The sequence below is a fragment of the Nocardia sp. NPDC049526 genome, assembly GCF_044465765.1.
Taxonomy (GTDB): domain Bacteria; phylum Actinomycetota; class Actinomycetes; order Mycobacteriales; family Mycobacteriaceae; genus Nocardia.
The window spans coordinates 96,700-112,320 of sequence record NZ_JBITMA010000011.1 but is presented as its reverse complement, the minus strand read 5'-3'; the positions used below and the strand labels follow the sequence as shown (position 1 = coordinate 112,320).

At 65.7% G+C, this 15,621-nt stretch carries 15 protein-coding genes; 8 read left to right on the top strand and 7 right to left on the bottom strand.

Annotated features, from left to right (window positions below; all coding sequences use genetic code 11):
• Positions 1–94: 94 nt before the first annotated feature.
• Positions 95–745, bottom strand: coding sequence for a hypothetical protein (locus tag ACIBW7_RS31275; RefSeq protein ID WP_397052590.1), 651 nt, complete (start codon positions 743–745; stop codon positions 95–97).
• A 233-nt stretch (positions 746–978) separates the two neighbouring features.
• On the opposite strand from ACIBW7_RS31275, the gene ACIBW7_RS31270 reads away from it, so the two are divergent.
• The 4 genes from ACIBW7_RS31270 (at position 979) to phoU (ending at position 6,434) form a co-directional block, all read left to right on the top strand.
• Positions 979–1,845: an SDR family oxidoreductase gene (locus ACIBW7_RS31270; protein ID WP_397052588.1), complete on the top strand. Its 867-nt coding sequence runs from the start codon at positions 979–981 to the stop codon at positions 1,843–1,845.
• Positions 1,846–1,915: 70 nt separating this feature from the next.
• Positions 1,916–3,064: a tRNA dihydrouridine synthase DusB gene (gene dusB, locus ACIBW7_RS31265; RefSeq protein ID WP_397052586.1), complete on the top strand. Its 1,149-nt coding sequence runs from the start codon at positions 1,916–1,918 to the stop codon at positions 3,062–3,064.
• A 222-nt stretch (positions 3,065–3,286) separates the two neighbouring features.
• The gene (locus tag ACIBW7_RS31260; protein ID WP_397052584.1) at positions 3,287–5,671 is read left to right on the top strand and encodes an LCP family protein; all 2,385 of its coding nucleotides are present in this window, start codon (positions 3,287–3,289) and stop codon (positions 5,669–5,671) included.
• A 100-nt stretch (positions 5,672–5,771) separates the two neighbouring features.
• A complete protein-coding gene (gene phoU, locus ACIBW7_RS31255; protein WP_397052582.1) occupies positions 5,772–6,434 on the top strand; it encodes a phosphate signaling complex protein PhoU in 663 nt (220 codons plus the stop codon).
• A gap of 139 nt (positions 6,435–6,573) precedes the next feature.
• Here phoU and pstB read toward each other — a convergent pair whose 3' ends face one another.
• From pstB to ACIBW7_RS31225, 6 genes are all read right to left on the bottom strand, one after another.
• The gene (gene pstB / locus ACIBW7_RS31250) at positions 6,574–7,350 is read right to left on the bottom strand and encodes a phosphate ABC transporter ATP-binding protein PstB (RefSeq protein ID WP_040686399.1); all 777 of its coding nucleotides are present in this window, start codon (positions 7,348–7,350) and stop codon (positions 6,574–6,576) included.
• A gap of 14 nt (positions 7,351–7,364) precedes the next feature.
• Positions 7,365–8,270 (bottom strand): phosphate ABC transporter permease PstA, encoded by a 906-nt coding sequence (gene pstA, locus ACIBW7_RS31245; RefSeq protein WP_397052579.1) that lies wholly within the window; start codon positions 8,268–8,270, stop codon positions 7,365–7,367.
• Positions 8,270–9,244 (bottom strand): phosphate ABC transporter permease subunit PstC, encoded by a 975-nt coding sequence (gene pstC / locus ACIBW7_RS31240; protein ID WP_397052577.1) that lies wholly within the window; start codon positions 9,242–9,244, stop codon positions 8,270–8,272. Before pstC ends, pstA begins: the two co-directional genes overlap by 1 nt.
• 91 nt (positions 9,245–9,335) lie before the next feature.
• Positions 9,336–10,448, bottom strand: a complete 1,113-nt coding sequence (gene pstS, locus ACIBW7_RS31235; protein WP_397052575.1) for a phosphate ABC transporter substrate-binding protein PstS — start codon at positions 10,446–10,448, stop codon at positions 9,336–9,338.
• A 249-nt stretch (positions 10,449–10,697) separates the two neighbouring features.
• On the bottom strand, positions 10,698–11,609 hold the full coding sequence (gene mshD, locus ACIBW7_RS31230) for a mycothiol synthase (protein ID WP_397052573.1): 912 nt from the start codon (positions 11,607–11,609) through the stop codon (positions 10,698–10,700).
• Between the two features lie 65 nt (positions 11,610–11,674).
• Entirely contained in the window at positions 11,675–12,442 is a 768-nt protein-coding gene (locus ACIBW7_RS31225; protein WP_397052571.1) for a winged-helix domain-containing protein, read from the bottom strand.
• 183 nt (positions 12,443–12,625) lie between these two features.
• Between ACIBW7_RS31225 and ACIBW7_RS31220 the strand changes: the two genes are divergently transcribed.
• The 4 genes from ACIBW7_RS31220 (at position 12,626) to ACIBW7_RS31205 (ending at position 15,620) form a co-directional block, all read left to right on the top strand.
• Positions 12,626–13,432 carry an LmeA family phospholipid-binding protein gene (locus ACIBW7_RS31220; RefSeq protein ID WP_397052569.1) on the top strand — a complete coding sequence of 269 codons (807 nt, stop codon included), beginning with the start codon at positions 12,626–12,628 and terminating at the stop codon, positions 13,430–13,432.
• The gene (locus ACIBW7_RS31215; protein ID WP_364485811.1) at positions 13,429–13,869 is read left to right on the top strand and encodes a thioredoxin family protein; all 441 of its coding nucleotides are present in this window, start codon (positions 13,429–13,431) and stop codon (positions 13,867–13,869) included. Before ACIBW7_RS31220 ends, ACIBW7_RS31215 begins: the two co-directional genes overlap by 4 nt.
• A gap of 322 nt (positions 13,870–14,191) precedes the next feature.
• Positions 14,192–14,755, top strand: coding sequence for a DUF4395 domain-containing protein (locus ACIBW7_RS31210; RefSeq protein ID WP_397052566.1), 564 nt, complete (start codon positions 14,192–14,194; stop codon positions 14,753–14,755).
• 31 nt (positions 14,756–14,786) lie between these two features.
• Entirely contained in the window at positions 14,787–15,620 is an 834-nt protein-coding gene (locus tag ACIBW7_RS31205; RefSeq protein WP_397052564.1) for a sulfurtransferase, read from the top strand.
• Position 15,621: the final 1 nt, after the last annotated feature.

Below are 15,621 nucleotides of genomic sequence, written 5' to 3'. Positions count from 1 at the left end.
ACCGGATTTCTCCGGCGGCGGCGCGTTTATTTTCGGCAACGCCCGATCTCAGTGGCGAACTTATAGCTTCAACAAGCCGAAACTCCTTGCGGCGCTACTTCACCGGCAGTGCGCCGTCGACACCGCCCACATCGGTGATCTTCCAATCCGAGTTCTTATCCAGCGTGACGTTGTAGGTCACCGTTGTCTGCGCGCCTTCCGGACTCTGCGCATTCGTCGAACTCACATTTACGAACACATCGACTTTGTAGATACCGCCTTGCTCCGACATCACCTTTGCGGTAATCGGCGCGGCGGTGGAGGTCCACTTCAACGGAACCAGAATCTGTTCGAGCTTGGGCGCGGTCGCATCGAACTTATTCGCCAACTGCGGAACGGTATTCGCCTTCAGCTTGGCCACCCATGACGGGATGTCCTGGTAATTGACGGTGGCCGCGCCGACCGCGTATTCGGTGGCCACCTGCTCGGCCTTCTTATCCGCGGCTTCCCGATCGTTCCGATCGGCGAGATCATCGCGGGCCGAGACGAGAAAACCGCCCAGCACGGCGACCGCGATTACCAATGCGCCGATTACCGCACCGAGGACGACGGTGGAGATGCGAATCGACACGGTCCCCGACTGCCGATCCGGCTGCTGTCCGGACTTGCCGGCCTTCGTATGGGACGCCTTGGTCTCGGCAGTCTTACCCAACTCGCCGCCGGAGTCGTCCCCGCCCGATGCGGTGCCCTCGATCCGTTCTGTCATTCGCCCTCTCCCGGTGAGTCTGGTGGTCACGGGCGCTACCCGTGAGTAACAGGCTACTGAGGGCGTCTGAGAAGGTCGGAGTGCCCTCGGCGCCGGGACACCGATCCGAGATGGGACATCTGATTCCGAATCCACCGACGATCCGGCCGCGAACCTCGACACTGGTGGTATTGCCGCCGACGGCGCGCCGCGCTGACCGGCCATGGCTCAGAGGACCGCAGGAGGCCGAGGATATGTCCAGCACATCGAAGGGCGACGGAGCGCTCACCGGGAAGGTTGTCGCGATCACCGGAGGGGCGCGCGGTATCGGACGCGCGAGCGCCGAGGCATTTCTCGCGGCGGGCGCCGCGGTCGCGATCGGTGATATCGATGTCGAACTGGTCGCCAAGACGGCTGTGGAGTTGGGCGCCGATCCGGATGCCAAGATCGTCGGCCTGCCGCTGAACGTCACGGACAAGGCCTCCTTCGCCGCCTTCCTCGACAGCGTGGACAGCGAGCTCGGACCGCTGGACGTGCTGGTCAACAATGCGGGCATCATGCCGACCGGATTGTTCGCCGACGAGGACGAGGCGATGACCCAGCGGATCATCGATATCAACCTCATCGGCGTCGTCCACGGCTCGCGTCTGGCCGTCCAGCGGTTCATGGACCGCGGCAGCGGGCATCTGATCAATATCGCGTCTTTGGCTGGGACACAGGGCTTTCCGGGCCTGGCCACCTATTGCGCGACCAAGCACGCGGTAGTCGGTTTCACCTCGGCGCTGCATCTGGAGATGAAGGAGCACGGCGTGCACGTCGGCGCGGTGCTGCCGGGCATCGTGCGCACCGAACTGTCCGCCGGCGCCAATATGCCGGCCTGGATTACGCCGCTGACCACGGTGGATCCGGAGGATGTCGCGCAGGCGATCGTGAAATCGGTGCGACAGGACAAACCACTGGTGACCGTGCCGCGCCGACTCGCGGCCATCATCAAATCAGCACAGCTGCTGCCCTACCGCGCGCAGCTGGGTGTCGCCAAATTCACCGGCGCGACAACGGCTTACGCACAACCCGACCCGGCTGTGCGGGAGATCTACCACCGCAGGCTTCGCGGCGAATAGCAGGTGAATCAGCGCACGTCAGCGCATGCGGCTTGGGAACAGCCCGGCCGCTGATGAGAGACTGGTGGGCGTGACGATTACTGCCGAAGCCAAGAGCACGCTGCGGATCGGACCGTATCCGGTCGATCCGGCGGTGGTGCTCGCGCCGATGGCGGGCATCACCAACCTCGCGTTTCGGAAGTTGTGCCGGGAGTTCGGCAGCTCTACGTCGATCTATGTGTGCGAGATGATCACCGCGCGAGCGGTGGTCGAGCGCAATGAGAAGACGCTGCACATGATGTCCTTCGACGAGGACGAGCATCCGCGCTCGATGCAGCTCTACGGTGTGGATCCGGCCACACTCGGCGAGGCCGTGCGGATCATTGTCGGCGAGGGTTGGGCCGATCACATCGATCTCAACCTCGGCTGCCCCGTTCCGAAGGTCACTCGACTGGGTGGCGGCGCGGCGCTGCCGTACAAGCGCGCGCTGTTCAGCAAGATCGTCAAGGCGATGGTTTCCGGCGCCGAACCGGCCGGTGTTCCGGTGACGGTGAAGTTCCGGATCGGCATCGACGACGACCACCTCACCTACTTGGACGCGGGCCGCATTGCCGAGGCCGAGGGCGCCAAGGCCGTAGCGCTGCACGCCCGTACCGCCGCACAGCGATATTCGGGCCAGGCCGACTGGACGAAGATCGCGCGGCTCAAGGAAGCCGTCACGACGATTCCCGTGCTCGGCAACGGCGATATTTTCTCGGCCGCCGACGCGGTGCGCATGATGGACGAAACCGGTTGCGACGGAGTCGTTGTCGGCCGCGGCTGCCTTGGTCGCCCGTGGCTGTTCGCCGAATTGCAGGCGGCACTGCGCGGCGAAGCACTGCCCGAGGCGCCGAATCTCGGCCGCGTCGGCGAGGTGCTGTACCGGCACGGGGCGCTGCTCGCCGAACACCTCGGCGAGGACAAGGCCATGCGCGATCTGCGCAAGCATATGGCCTGGTATCTGATGGGCTTTCCGGTCGGTGCGGACCTGCGCCGCTCCTTCGCCACTGTGTCGAGTCTCACCCAATTGCAGGACCTCGTCGGCGAACTCGATCCGACCGCGCCATTCCCCCGCGACGCCGAGGGACCGCGCGGCCGTCAGGGTTCGCCGGGCAAGGTGGCGCTGCCGCACGGCTGGCTCGACGATCCCGACGATCCGGCCGTCCCCGCGGGCGCGGATCTGATGCACAGCGGCGGCTGATCGTTTCGCGCGACCGGCCAGCGACTCGCACGTGCAATCGCACTTTCACCCGATCATAGAAAACCCTCCGACCAGCACACATCCAGATGCGCAAGACATCCTCGGCCCGTCGATTTCGCACTGGGCTGGCTCGCTGTGGCGGAATCGTTATCATTGGCGGAATCGGTCATGCGGGTCGAAAGCGGCCGAAACGGCAGCGGAGACGAAAAGCGAGGTTCGTTGGTGGGTGACGATCGGCACGGGCAGTCGCCACGGCCCGGAGGTCGCGCCCCGTGGGAGCGCTATCCCACGGCGGATTACACCGAGCGCGACGGTGCACGGTCGTCCCGGAGAGCCCGACATACCGATCCCGATTCCGGCTCGACACCGCTGACGGTTCAGGACCTGGTCCAGAAGGTCGACAACGAACGCAGCGGGCGCAGACGTCGGTCCGCCACCCCGGATGCACCGCCCACGCATGCGAACCGGGCCGCCCCGAAGCCGCCGGAGTCCGCCGCACGCCAAGCCGATACCCCGCCGCGCAAATCGAGCGCTCCCTCCGCGCGTCAAGCGGACGCGCAGCCCCGCACCTCGGCCATGCCCGCCGGACGCAATGCCGACGCACCCCGCACCTCGGCCAACCCGGCCGGCCGCAAGGCCGACGCACCGCCTCGCACATCCGCAATGCCAGCTGGACGCAAAGGCGATGCGCCTCGCACGTCGAGCACCCCAGCCGGGCGCAAGACCGACGCACCCCGCACCTCGAGCACTCCGGCTGCACGCAATACCGACGCACCCCGTACATCGAGCACCCCAGCCGGGCGCAAGACCGACGCACCCCGTACGACGGCCACCCCAGCCGCCAAGGCCGACGCCGCCCGCCGTTCCGCGGCCTCCCCGGTCGTCGACGACATCGCGGGCACGACGACCGCGCGCACCGGGAAACGCCGCGCATCGACGGTTTCCGGAAAAGAGCCGCCCGAGGTCGTCACCGACGTAATCCCCCCGGTCGAGGAGACCCCGCGACCGAAGAAGCGCACCATCGGCTGGCCGACCACCGACCCGGACGCCCCGAAAACCGCGGCCGCATCCACCCGTGTCGGCCTGTCCCGGCTCGCCGCGAGCCGACAGCGCCGCAATAAGCGGCTGCAGGTCGCGGGCCGGGCCACCCTGACAATTTGTGCGGTGGTCGCGCTGCTGGTCACCGGCGGCGGCTGGAGCTATCTACGTTCGACCGCCAATGGCTTCACCCAGGTCTCCGCGCTCGACGACCATCCGGAAGACGTCCTCGACTCCGGCGCCCAACTCGGCGACGAGAACTACCTGCTCGTCGGCACCGACACCCGCGCCGGCGTCAACGGCCAGGTCGGCGCAGGCACCCTGGACGATGCCGAGGGCTCCCGCGCCGACACCGTCATGCTGGTGAACATCCCCAAGAACCGCTCGCGCGTCGTGGTGGTCTCGTTTCCGCGCGACCTCGATGTCAGCCGTCCGCAGTGCAACGGCTGGGACAACGACAAGGCCGAATACACCAACGAGGTCTTCCCTGCGGCCATGGGCGACAAGCTCAATGCCGTGTACGCACTCGCCGGACCGAAGTGTCTGGTCAATGTGATCCGCAAGATGACGGGTCTGAGCATCGGCCACTTCATCGGCATCGACTTCGCCGGATTCGAGGCGATGGTCGATCAGGTCGGCGGCGTCGATGTCTGCACACCCAAGCCGATCATCGACGGCATCCTCGGCACCGTGCTGGAAAACTCGGGCCATCAGCACATCAACGGCGAGACTGCGCTCAACTATGTGCGCGCCAGGCACGTCTACGGCGAAGAACGCAGCGACTACGACCGGATCAACCGGCAGCAGCGCTTCCTGGCCTCGCTGCTGCGCGGCGCACTGTCGAGCCGGGTGCTCTTCGATCCCGGCAAGTTGAACGGCTTCATCTCCGCATTCACCAGCCACACCTTCGTCGACAAGGTGCAACCGACAGACTTGCTGACCCTGGGCCGCTCGCTGCAGAAGGTCGACGCGGGCGCGGTCACCTTCCTGACCATCCCGACCGCGGGCACCACCTCCTACGGCAACGAGATCCCGCGCGATTCGGATATCAAGGCGATCTTCCGCGCCGTCATCGATGACCAGCCGCTGCCCGGCGAGAAGAAGTCGACCCCGGCCCCCGGTTCGATCCCATCGGCCCAGCCGGCACCACCGAAGCTGACCGCGGTCGATCCGAGTTCGGTATCGCTGCTGGTCTCCAATGGTTCGGAGACGGCAGGCGCGGCCAATAAGGCGGCGACCAAGCTCGGCAATCAGGGCTTCCAGATCTACAACACCGGCAATTACTCCGGCGGTAATTCCGAGGTCGCCACCAAGGTGCGCTTCGGGCCCGGTCACGAGGCCGAGGCGGCCACGGTGGCCAGTTCCCTGCCCGGGGCGACGATGGAGCAGTCGAATAGTCTCGGCGGCATCGTCGAGGTCGTGATCGGCGCCGATAACCCGACCATTCGCACGCCTACGCCGGTCGGCGATCCGATCTCGAACGTTTCGGTCACCATGGCGAGTGCGGAACCGGTCACACTGCCCTCGGACCTGGAGCACGTCAACGCCGCCGACGAAACCTGCAAGTAGTGCCACCGCGAGCTGGGGCAACACCCTCGCAATCGTTCGGCACCACCCATTAACCCAGTGTTGGTGACTAGGTCAGCACCTGGCACTAATGTCTGTATTCATGCGTGTCATCTACAACGAGCAAATGGCCGACCTTGCCCACCTGCTGGGCGAGATGGCCGGTCTGGCGGGTTCGGCGATGGAACGGGCCACCCAGTCGCTGCTCCAGGCCGATCTCACTCTGGCTGAGTCGGTGATCAGCGAGGGCGACCGGATCGCCGAAATGATCACCGATGCCGAGGAGAAATCGTTTGCCCTGCTTGCGCTGCAGGCGCCGGTGGCGGGTGATCTGCGGCAGGTAGTGAGCGCGATCCAGATCGTCCAGGACGTCAACCGGATGGGCGCGCTGGCGCTGCACGTCGCCAAGGTGACCCGGCGCCGTCACCCGAACCACGCCGTGCCCGAGGCGGTGAACGGCTACTTCGCGGAAATGGGCCGCATCGCGGTGAATATGGGTGAGGGCGCCAAGGAGGTGCTCGAGTCCCGTGATCCGGAGCGCGCCGCGCAGCTCAACGAGGACGACGAGGCGATGGACGATCTGCACCGTCACCTATTCACGTTGCTGATGGATCGCGACTGGAAGTACGGCGTCGCCGCCGCCGTCGATGTGACGCTGCTCGGCCGCTACTACGAGCGCTTCGCCGACCACGCCGTGGAGATCGGCCGCCGGGTGATCTTCCTGGTCACCGGCGAGCTGCCGCCGGACCCCGACGTCGAGCTGTAGTCGAGACATCCTGCCGGACAACGAAACACGGCACGCACCGTCGCGCCGGGGCTCGGTCACGCGCCCCGGCGGTCACGAATAGCGGTGTCCGACATAGCAAAAGGCCCGCACCGTAGTGCGGGCCTTTTTGGCTTGCCTCTTATCCGAAGCGACCGGAGATGTAATCTTCCGTGGCCTTCTGTCCCGGGTTGGAGAAGATCTTCTCGGTATCGTCGATCTCGATCAGCTTGCCCGGCTTGCCCTGTGCCTCCAGGTTGAAAAAGCCGGTCTGGTCACTCACACGCGCGGCCTGCTGCATATTGTGCGTGACGATGACGATGGTGAATTCCTTCTTCAGCTCGGTGATCAGGTCCTCGATCGCCAGAGTGGAGATCGGGTCCAGGGCCGAACACGGCTCGTCCATCAGCAGCACATCAGGCGATACCGCGATGGCGCGCGCGATGCACAGACGCTGCTGCTGACCACCGGAGAGGCCGCCGCCCGGCTTGTCCAGCCGGTCCTTGACCTCGTTCCACAGGTTGGCGCCGCGCAACGAACGCTCGGCGACCTCGTCGAGCTCTTTCTTGTTGCGCACACCCTGCAGTTTCAGTCCGGCCACCACATTGTCGCGAATCGACATGGTGGGGAACGGATTCGGGCGCTGGAACACCATGCCGATGGTGCGGCGCACGCCGACCGGGTCGACGGTGGAGCCGTAGATGTCCTCGCCGTCCAGCAGTACCGCGCCCTCGACGCGAGCATTCGGGGTCACCTCGTGCATCCGGTTGAGCGAACGCAGCACGGTGGACTTACCGCAGCCCGACGGGCCGATGAAGGCGGTCACGCTGCGCGGCAGTACCGACAGCTTGACATCGGCAACCGCATGGAATTTGCCGTAGTAGATATTCAGGTCTTTGACGTCGATCCGCTTGGCCATTTTTCCGTTCGCTTCTATCGGTTCCGCGTGAGCAGCTTGTTGACGACCGCGGCCGCCGCGTACAACAGGGCGATCAGCAGGATCAGCGTCAACGCCGCGCCCCACACCCGGGCTCGGCCGGCCGGTTCCGGGTTCGCCAACTCTTGGTAGATCAGCAGCGGCAACGACGCCATATTGCCGTCGAACAGATTGGTATTGATCGACTTGCTGTAGCCGACCAGCACCAGCACCGGCGCCGTCTCACCCATGACGCGGGCGAGCGAGAGCAGGATGCCGCTGATCATGCCGGGCGCCGCGGTCGGCACCACGATCCGAACGATGGTCTTCCACTTGGGAATTCCGAGCGCGTAGGACGCCTCGCGCAGCTCGTCGGGAACCAGCTTCAACATTTCCTCGGTGCTGCGGATCACCACCGGGAGCATGAGCAGTACGAGCGCCAGCGATACCGCCAGGGAGCTCTGCGGGAAGCCCATGGTCGCGATCCACAGCGCGAAGATGAACAGCGCCGCGACGATCGAGGGGACACCCGCAAGGATGTCGACCATGAAGGTGGTGACCTTGGCCAGCACGCCACGCCCGTATTCGACGAGGTAAACCGCGGCCATGACGCCGAGCGGCACCGCCAGGATCGCCGCGACGACGGTCTGCACGATGGTGCCGTAGATCGCGTGGTACACACCGCCACCGGTCTGGTCCGGCAGGATGCCCTTCTGTGATTTCTGCCACCAGTCCGGCGAGACGACGGACTCGAGGCCCTTCGACACCACCATGTACAGCACCCAGATCAGTGGCACGAGCGCGATGGCGAAGCAGAGCCAGACCACCGCGGTCGCGATGTTGTTCTTGACCCGGCGGGCCGTGCTCACATGCCGGAAGGTGGGCGCCTTGACCGGCTTGTCGAGAGTCGTCGTGGTGGTCATTACCCGTTCACCCTTCCACCGGACACGAGCCGCGCCAGCGCGTTGACGATGAAGGTCAGCGCGAACAGCACGAAGCCGGCCGCGATATAGGCGCCGGTCGGCAGTGGCTGACTGAATTCCGATGCGGCGGCGGCGATTTTGGAGGCGAAGGTGTAGCCGCCGTCGAACAGCGACCAGTGTCCGGCCTGTGCCGAGGTGCGCAGGATCACCAGTACCGCGATCGTCTCACCGAGCGCGCGACCGAGGCCGAGCATGGAACCGGCGATCACACCGCTGCGGCCGTAGGGCAGCACCGTCATCCGGACCATCTCCCATTTGGTCGCGCCGAGTGCCTGCGCGGCCTCGATATGCGAGCGGGGCGTCAGGTTGAAGACTTCGCGGGAAACGGAGGTGATGATCGGCAGAATCATCACCGCGAGCACCACGCCCGCGGTGAAGATCGTGCCGCCACCGGAGATCGACACATTGCCGTCGGAGAACAGGAAGAACCAGCCGAGATTCTTGTTCAGGAAGGTCTCGACGGGTTCGAGTCGCGGCGCGAGCACCAGGAAGCCCCAGAGACCGAACACGATGGACGGCACCGCCGCGAGCAGATCGACGAGCATCGCGAACGGACGCGCCATCGGCTTCGGCGAATAGTGGGTCAGGAACAGTGCGATGCCCACACCGATGGGCACCGCGATCACCAGCGCGAGTATCGAGCTCAACACCGTGACCATGAGCAGGTCCCGGATGCCGAACCGCAGGTGATCGGCATTGGTGGTGTTGAACTCGCTACTGGTGAAGAAGTTCGCCTCGTTCGCCATGATCGAGGGCCACGCACGGATCAGTAGGAATAGCGCGATCAGTGCGATGGCCGCCACGACCGTCGCACCGGCCGCGGTGGCAAGCGACCGGAAGATGACCTCGGCCCTCTGGCTGTGGCCGGGGCGGGCCTTCGGTGAGGCCGGTTCGGTGCTCGGTTCACTCGACATAGGGGCAGTATCTCCAGCCGCCCGCGGACCAGTCGAGTCCGACTGGTCCGCGGCGGTCACCTCAGGGTGCACGGTCATGGCGTGGCAGCTATCAGGAAATGGCGTTGATCGCGGTGGTCAGCTTGGTCTTGAACTTGTCCGGGATCGCAACGTAGCCCGCGGTGTCCAGACCCTTCTGGCCGTTGTTGACGGCCGAGGTCAGGAATGCCTTGACCGCCTTGGACGTATCGGCGTCGGCGTACTTCGAGCAGACGATCTCGTAGGTCGGCAGGATGATCGGGTACGCGCCTGCCGCGGTCGGCTTGTAGAACGACGAAGTGTCGAGCACCAGGTCGTTGCCCTCGCCCTTGATCTTCACGCTGTCGACGGCCTTGGCCGCGGACTCCGGGGTCAGCTTGACCGGATCCTTGGAGGCCGAGGTGACGACCTGCGCGATGGACAGGTTCTGCGCCTTGGCGAAGGACCACTCGTTGTAGGTGATCGAGTTCTTGGTGCTCTTGATGGCGGCCGAGGTGCCCTCGTTGCCCTTGGCACCCTCACCGATACCGCCGTTGAAGGTCTTGCCCGCGCCCTTGCCCCACGCGCCGTCGGAGGCGGCGTCCAGGTAGAGCTGGAAGTTGTCGGTGGTGCCCGACTCATCGCTGCGGAAGATCACCGAGATCTTGTCCGAGGGCAGCTTGGCGGTCGGGTTCAGTGCCTTGATCTCCGGGGCGTCCCAGGTGGCGACGGTGCCGTTGAACACCTTGGCGGCGGTCGGGCCGTCGAGCACCAGATCGCTCACACCGTCGATGTTGTAGGTGATGGCGATCGGACCGAAGACGGTCGGCAGGTTCCACGCCGGGGCGCCGCAGCGCTCCTGAGCCTTGGCGGGCTCGCCCTTCTTGTCACTCAGGGGCGAGTCGGAACCGGCGAAATCGGTCTGGCCGCCGAGGAATTCGTTCACGCCTGCGCCGGAACCGCTGGAGGTGTAGTTCAGCGTGGAGCCGCTGCAGTTGGCCTCGTAGGCGGCGACGAAGCGGTCCATGGCGTTCTTCTGCGCCGAGGAACCGCTGGCCTTGAGGGCCTTCTTACCGCCACAGGCGACATCGACCTTGGCGGCGGAATCGCCGCTGGCAGAGGTGTTGTCGTCACTGCCACAGGCGGCCAGGGGCATGGCGACGGCGGCCAGCACACCGATCAGGGCGCTGCTGCGCTTGAAGTTCACTTATTCCTCCGGGGAATCGCGTTCGACACGCCCGGTCCCTCACCGGCCCGGGCGGGTTTCGTGGTGCCGTTCGCGGGGAACTTGCGCACCAGGCGGCAACTGTGCCGCCCTTATGTAACGTAAGGTCGCTCGGTTGACATTTGGACCAGGCTGAGTGAACGGAGGGTGAACAGCCCGGCGCGATTGGTCACGTCATGTGTGACATTTGCCCCAGTGTTACTCGAGCAACCCCAGCGAGCCGCCTGTTATTCAGTCAGCGACCGAATACGCGACATCGATATGTGCCGGTTCGAAGCCGAGTCGCGTGTAGGTGCGCACGGCCGCGGTGTTGTCGGCCTCGGTATAGAGCAGAACCTCTGGCAGGTCGCGTTCGCGCAGGTAGCGCAGGCCCGCGAGGGTGAGCAGGCGGCCGAGTCCCCTGCCTTGCGCAGCCGGGTCGATGCCGACCACATAGACCTCGCCGACCGGTGGGTTCTGCTCGTAATGCACCTTGGTCCAGTGGAATCCGAGGATGCGGCCCGGATCGGCCGGATCCACCGCGATGAACAGCCCCTTCGGGTCGAACCAGGACTCTTCGCGGCGGACGGCGATATCCCGCGCGGTCCAGCCGCCCTGTTCCGGATGCCAAGCGAAGGCCGCGTTATTGACACGCAACAGTTCGGCATCGTCCGCCGGGCCTTCGTAGGTCCGCAGCGCGTTACCTTCCGGAACGACCAAATCCGGTAGCTCTGGCGTTGCCAGTGACCGCCGCATCTGCCACAACTCCCGTGCGACGCGCAGTCCGAGTCGGGCCGCGAGCGCCTGGGCGGCGGCCCGATTTCCGTGTGCCCAGACCCGGGCACCCGATCCACCCTTTGTCAGCGCGGCCGAGACCAATTCCGCACCGATGCCATGGCCGCGCGCAGCCGGATCGACGGCGACCTCGGCCATTGCGGGGTGTTCGCCGTGTGCGGGAACGAGATTCGCGTATCCGGCGACGACACTGTCATGCAGCGCCACCAGATGTTCGGCTTCGGAATCGGTCGCGACGAGCGAGAGGACGGCCTGTTCGGAGACCGGTGCGACACCGTCTTCGGCACTGGCCCGCTCCAGCAGTTCACGCACCGTCCGCGCCACCTCGGCATCGAGCTCCGTGCTCCACCGCAGCGTCGTCTCACCCATGAGCGTCTCCCTCGTCGATCCCGTCATCGCGACGAACGCGCGAATACCGCGCGCCATTCCATCGGCTACGGGACGGATCCGTTGACGGTGACGGGCGGGGAGTCGTCGGTGCCCTCGGCGGATTCGTCGTCGGGGAAGGCGACGTGGTCGCCCTTGGTGCTGTTGCGCGCGGGGCGGACGGCCTTGTAGCCGACATTGCGGACCGTGCCGATCAGCGATTCGTATTCGCTGCCGAGCTTGGCGCGCAGTCGTCGCACGTGCACGTCGACGGTGCGGGTGCCACCGAAGAAGTCGTAACCCCAGACCTCCTGCAGCAGTTGGGCCCGGGTGAAGACCCGGCCCGCGTGCTGCGCGAGGTATTTGAGGAGCTCGAATTCCTTATAGGTGAGATCCAGCGGGCGACCACGCAAGCGGGCGGTATAGGTGCCCTCATCGATCACCAGTTCGCCGAGGGTGATCTTGCCGGTGTTCTCCGGGCTGGCGACACCGCCGTTGCGGCCGACCAGCAGGCGCAGCCGGGCGTCCAGCTCGGCCGGCCCGGTAGCGGGCAGCAGAATGTCGTCCAGGCCCCAGTCGGCATTGACGGCGACCAACCCGCCCTCGGTCAGCACGGCGACCACCGGCACCGACGACCCGGTGCTGCCGAGCAGTCGGCACAGGCCGCGGGCCGCGGCCAGGTCGGTGCGCGCATCGACCAGCGCAACATCCGCGGTCCCCGCCTCGAGCAGGGACGCCACCTCGGTCGGCGCCGGGCGCACATTGTGCGCCAGCAGCGATAGTGCTGGCAGTACCGACTCAGGGTTGGGGTCGGAGGTCAGCAGGAGCAGCTCCACAAGCCCTCCTCCCATCTAATAGCTCCGGACAACAGCCACACCGCCGGGGCCACGTCGCTGATCACAGGTAATCGGATGCAAGATTAGCGCGTGAACACCGATGACCTCGCCATCCGGGGTTAGTGTGGCACCTCGGGACAGACGTGCGATACCCGAAACGCACCGCCAAGTAGTGTTGCCCGCATGCGCAAGCTGATCATCGGGCTGCTGTGCCTCGCGGCATTGGCGGTAGTCATCGATTTCGGCGCCGCCGCCTACTCCGAGTACCGCGTGTCGCGTGCCCTACGTGTCGGTGCCGACCTCACCGCGGATCCCGACGTGATCATCTATGGGTTCCCCTTCCTCACCCAGGCGCTCGACGGCCGATACCAGACCGTCGATATCCGTGCGCGCGTCATGCGACCCGATATCCCCGGCGAAATTTCGATCGGCGCGACGCTGACCGGAGCTCACCTTTCCCTCGGCGACCTCACCGACGGGAACGTGCGCGCGGTGCCGGTGGACCGGGTCGAGGGACAGATGCGGCTCGAGCCGACGGAGCTCGGCAGGCTGTTCAAAATCCCGGACCTGCAAGTACATTCGGCGCCGGGGAACAAATCCGACGGAACGGGCGGATCGGGCGGGTCCGGTATGACCACCGGCGGGCAGCTCCTGCTCACCGGCACCATGCCGGGCAAGACGCCGAGCAAGCCGGGCGCACCGCTCGGCGGTGACAATGTGAGTGTGACGGCAGACCTGGTGGTCGACGGCGATCAGGTGAAGATCGTCGCGACCAGCATCTACCGCGGTACGGGTGATGCCACGACGACCGCGGTCGTCACCGATACCGAGCGCCCCAAGGTGCTCGAGCAATTCACCCGGACAATCGATACGAACGAACTGCCGTTCGGGCTGCGGCCGACGAAGGTCTCCGCACAGGGCGGCCAGATCGTCATCGAGGCCAAGGCCGAGAACGTGACCATCGACCTGGACAGATTGCGGCGACCATGATTGAAATCACAATACTGCTGGTGGTGGTGCTTGCCGCGGTTGCGGTCGGAGTGGTGCTGCAGCGCCGCAACGGCAAGCTGCGCGCGAGCGACACCGAGGCACAGGACGAATCGGCGCGCACCGATCTGCTGGCATCGGTCGGCGCCGACAACTCGGGCCCGGCGGTACTGCACTTCTCCGCCGACTGGTGCGGACCGTGCGCCGCGGTGCGTCGCGTGGTCGCCGGGGTGACCGAGGAATTGTCCGGATCGCCGCGCCCGCCGCTGGATATCGAGGTCGATATCGATGCCGAGCCCGCGCTGGCCAAGGAACTGAACGTGCTCTCGCTGCCGACCACCTTCGTCTTCGATATCGAAGGGCGGGAACGATTCCGGATCTCCGGGGTCCCCAAATCCGCGGACCTGCGTACCGCACTCGAGCCGCTGACCGTGGGATAACTCTTCCGGCGAATCGCCCCTGACGGTGGAAAAACCGGGCGTGACAAGCGTTGATAGCAACTGTGACGAACCCCGGGTCCAATTCTCCGGCAGAACCAGGTAAACTCCTCTGCGTGCAAGCCAACCACGAGCTGATGCTCACCCGACGCCGCACAGTTGATCTGTGTCGCCTCGGTGGTTGTTGCTGCCTGTGTGGCTGAGCGGTCGGCTCCGTCAGAATTCCTGATGCCGACCTGCGTCCGTCGTGCGAGTGATCTTTTGATCCCCCGGCGAACTGGCATTTTTCCCGCCAACAGCGAAATTCAGCGCAGGAGTACGCACAATGTCCACAAATTCCCGAAACACAGCCGTTGAGAACGGAATTCCCGCCGTCGTCGATGTGCGCGGGCCACGCTTCGCCGCGTGGGTCACCACCGGCGTGCTCGTTCTGGTGGTGCTGACCGCCGCCGTTTCGACGCCGGTCGCCGCGGTGCTCATCGCCGCTCAGGCGGTGGTCTTCGCGATCGGCGCGGCCTATGGGCCGCGGCGGCATCCCTACGGCCGGATCTTCGCCGCGTTCGTCGCACCGCGCGTGGGTCCGACCCTCGAAACCGAACCCGTGGCACCGCTGCGGTTCGCCCAATTACTCGGCCTGGTCTTCAGTGCCGTCAGCCTGCTGGGTTTCCTGGTCGGCTCCACCGTCGTCGGCGCGGTGTTCGCCGGCTTCGCCCTGTTCGCGGCGTTCTTGAATGCGGCGTTCGGGATCTGCCTGGGTTGCCAGATCTATCCGCTGGTCGCCCGACTCCGCCGGGCAGGGCCGATGGGCGGTGTTCGCGGGCCCTCCGTGGTCACGCAAGCTACCGCCTCCGGGCCTGACGCGAACACCGCTGGGTCCCCGGCGAACTGACACTGCAAGTCACCACCCCGAAAGGAACAACATGGCTCGCTCCGATGTCCTGGTCTCCGTTGACTGGGCCGAAGAGAACCTCAACGCCCCCGGCGTCGTCTTCGTCGAGGTCGATGAGGACACCTCCGCCTACGACGGCGGCCACATCGAGGGTGCCGTTCGGCTCGACTGGAAGAAGGACCTGCAGGATCAGGTTCGTCGCGACTTCGTGAACCAGGAGCAGTTCTCCGATCTGCTCTCGGCGCGCGGCATCGGGAACGACGACGAGGTCGTGCTCTACGGCGGCAACAACAACTGGTTCGCCGCATACGCCTACTGGTACTTCAAGCTGTACGGCCACAACAACGTCAAGCTGCTCGACGGCGGCCGCAAGAAGTGGGAGCTCGACGGTCGTCCGCTGTCCCGCGACGCCGTGAACCGCCCGGCCACCCAGTACAAGGCCGCCGCGCCCGACCTGACCATCCGCGCGTTCCGCGACGAGGTCATCGCCGCCATCGGCACCAAGAACCTGGTCGACGTGCGCTCCCCTGACGAGTTCTCCGGCAAGATCCTGGCTCCGGCGCACCTGCCGCAGGAGCAGAGCCAGCGTCCCGGCCACATCCCGGGTGCCATCAACGTGCCGTGGAGCAAGGCCGCGAACGAGGACGGCACCTTCAAGTCCGATGCCGAGCTGACCGAGATCTACGGTGAGGCCGGGCTGGACGGAGCCAAGGACACCATCGCCTACTGCCGCATCGGTGAGCGCTCCTCGCACACCTGGTTCGTGCTGCAGGAGCTGCTGGGCCACCAGAATGTCAAGAACTACGACGGCAGCTGGACCGAATACGGCTCGCTCGTCGGTGCACCGATCGAGTTGGGAGAGTAAT

Excerpts from the sequence above, each read along its gene's own strand:
- mshD (WP_397052573.1), bottom strand. The coding sequence starts at position 11,609 with ATGGGTGAGACGACGCTGCGGTGGAGCACGGAGCTCGATGCCGAGGTG.
- ACIBW7_RS31220 (WP_397052569.1), top strand. The coding sequence starts at position 12,626 with ATGCGCAAGCTGATCATCGGGCTGCTGTGCCTCGCGGCATTGGCGGTA.
- phoU (WP_397052582.1), top strand. The coding sequence starts at position 5,772 with ATGCGTGTCATCTACAACGAGCAAATGGCCGACCTTGCCCACCTGCTG.
- pstB (WP_040686399.1), bottom strand. The coding sequence starts at position 7,350 with ATGGCCAAGCGGATCGACGTCAAAGACCTGAATATCTACTACGGCAAA.
- ACIBW7_RS31270 (WP_397052588.1), top strand. The coding sequence starts at position 979 with ATGTCCAGCACATCGAAGGGCGACGGAGCGCTCACCGGGAAGGTTGTC.
- ACIBW7_RS31205 (WP_397052564.1), top strand. The coding sequence starts at position 14,787 with ATGGCTCGCTCCGATGTCCTGGTCTCCGTTGACTGGGCCGAAGAGAAC.
- ACIBW7_RS31275 (WP_397052590.1), bottom strand. The coding sequence starts at position 745 with ATGACAGAACGGATCGAGGGCACCGCATCGGGCGGGGACGACTCCGGC.
- ACIBW7_RS31210 (WP_397052566.1), top strand. The coding sequence starts at position 14,192 with ATGTCCACAAATTCCCGAAACACAGCCGTTGAGAACGGAATTCCCGCC.
- ACIBW7_RS31215 (WP_364485811.1), top strand. The coding sequence starts at position 13,429 with ATGATTGAAATCACAATACTGCTGGTGGTGGTGCTTGCCGCGGTTGCG.
- pstC (WP_397052577.1), bottom strand. The coding sequence starts at position 9,244 with ATGTCGAGTGAACCGAGCACCGAACCGGCCTCACCGAAGGCCCGCCCC.
- pstA (WP_397052579.1), bottom strand. The coding sequence starts at position 8,270 with ATGACCACCACGACGACTCTCGACAAGCCGGTCAAGGCGCCCACCTTC.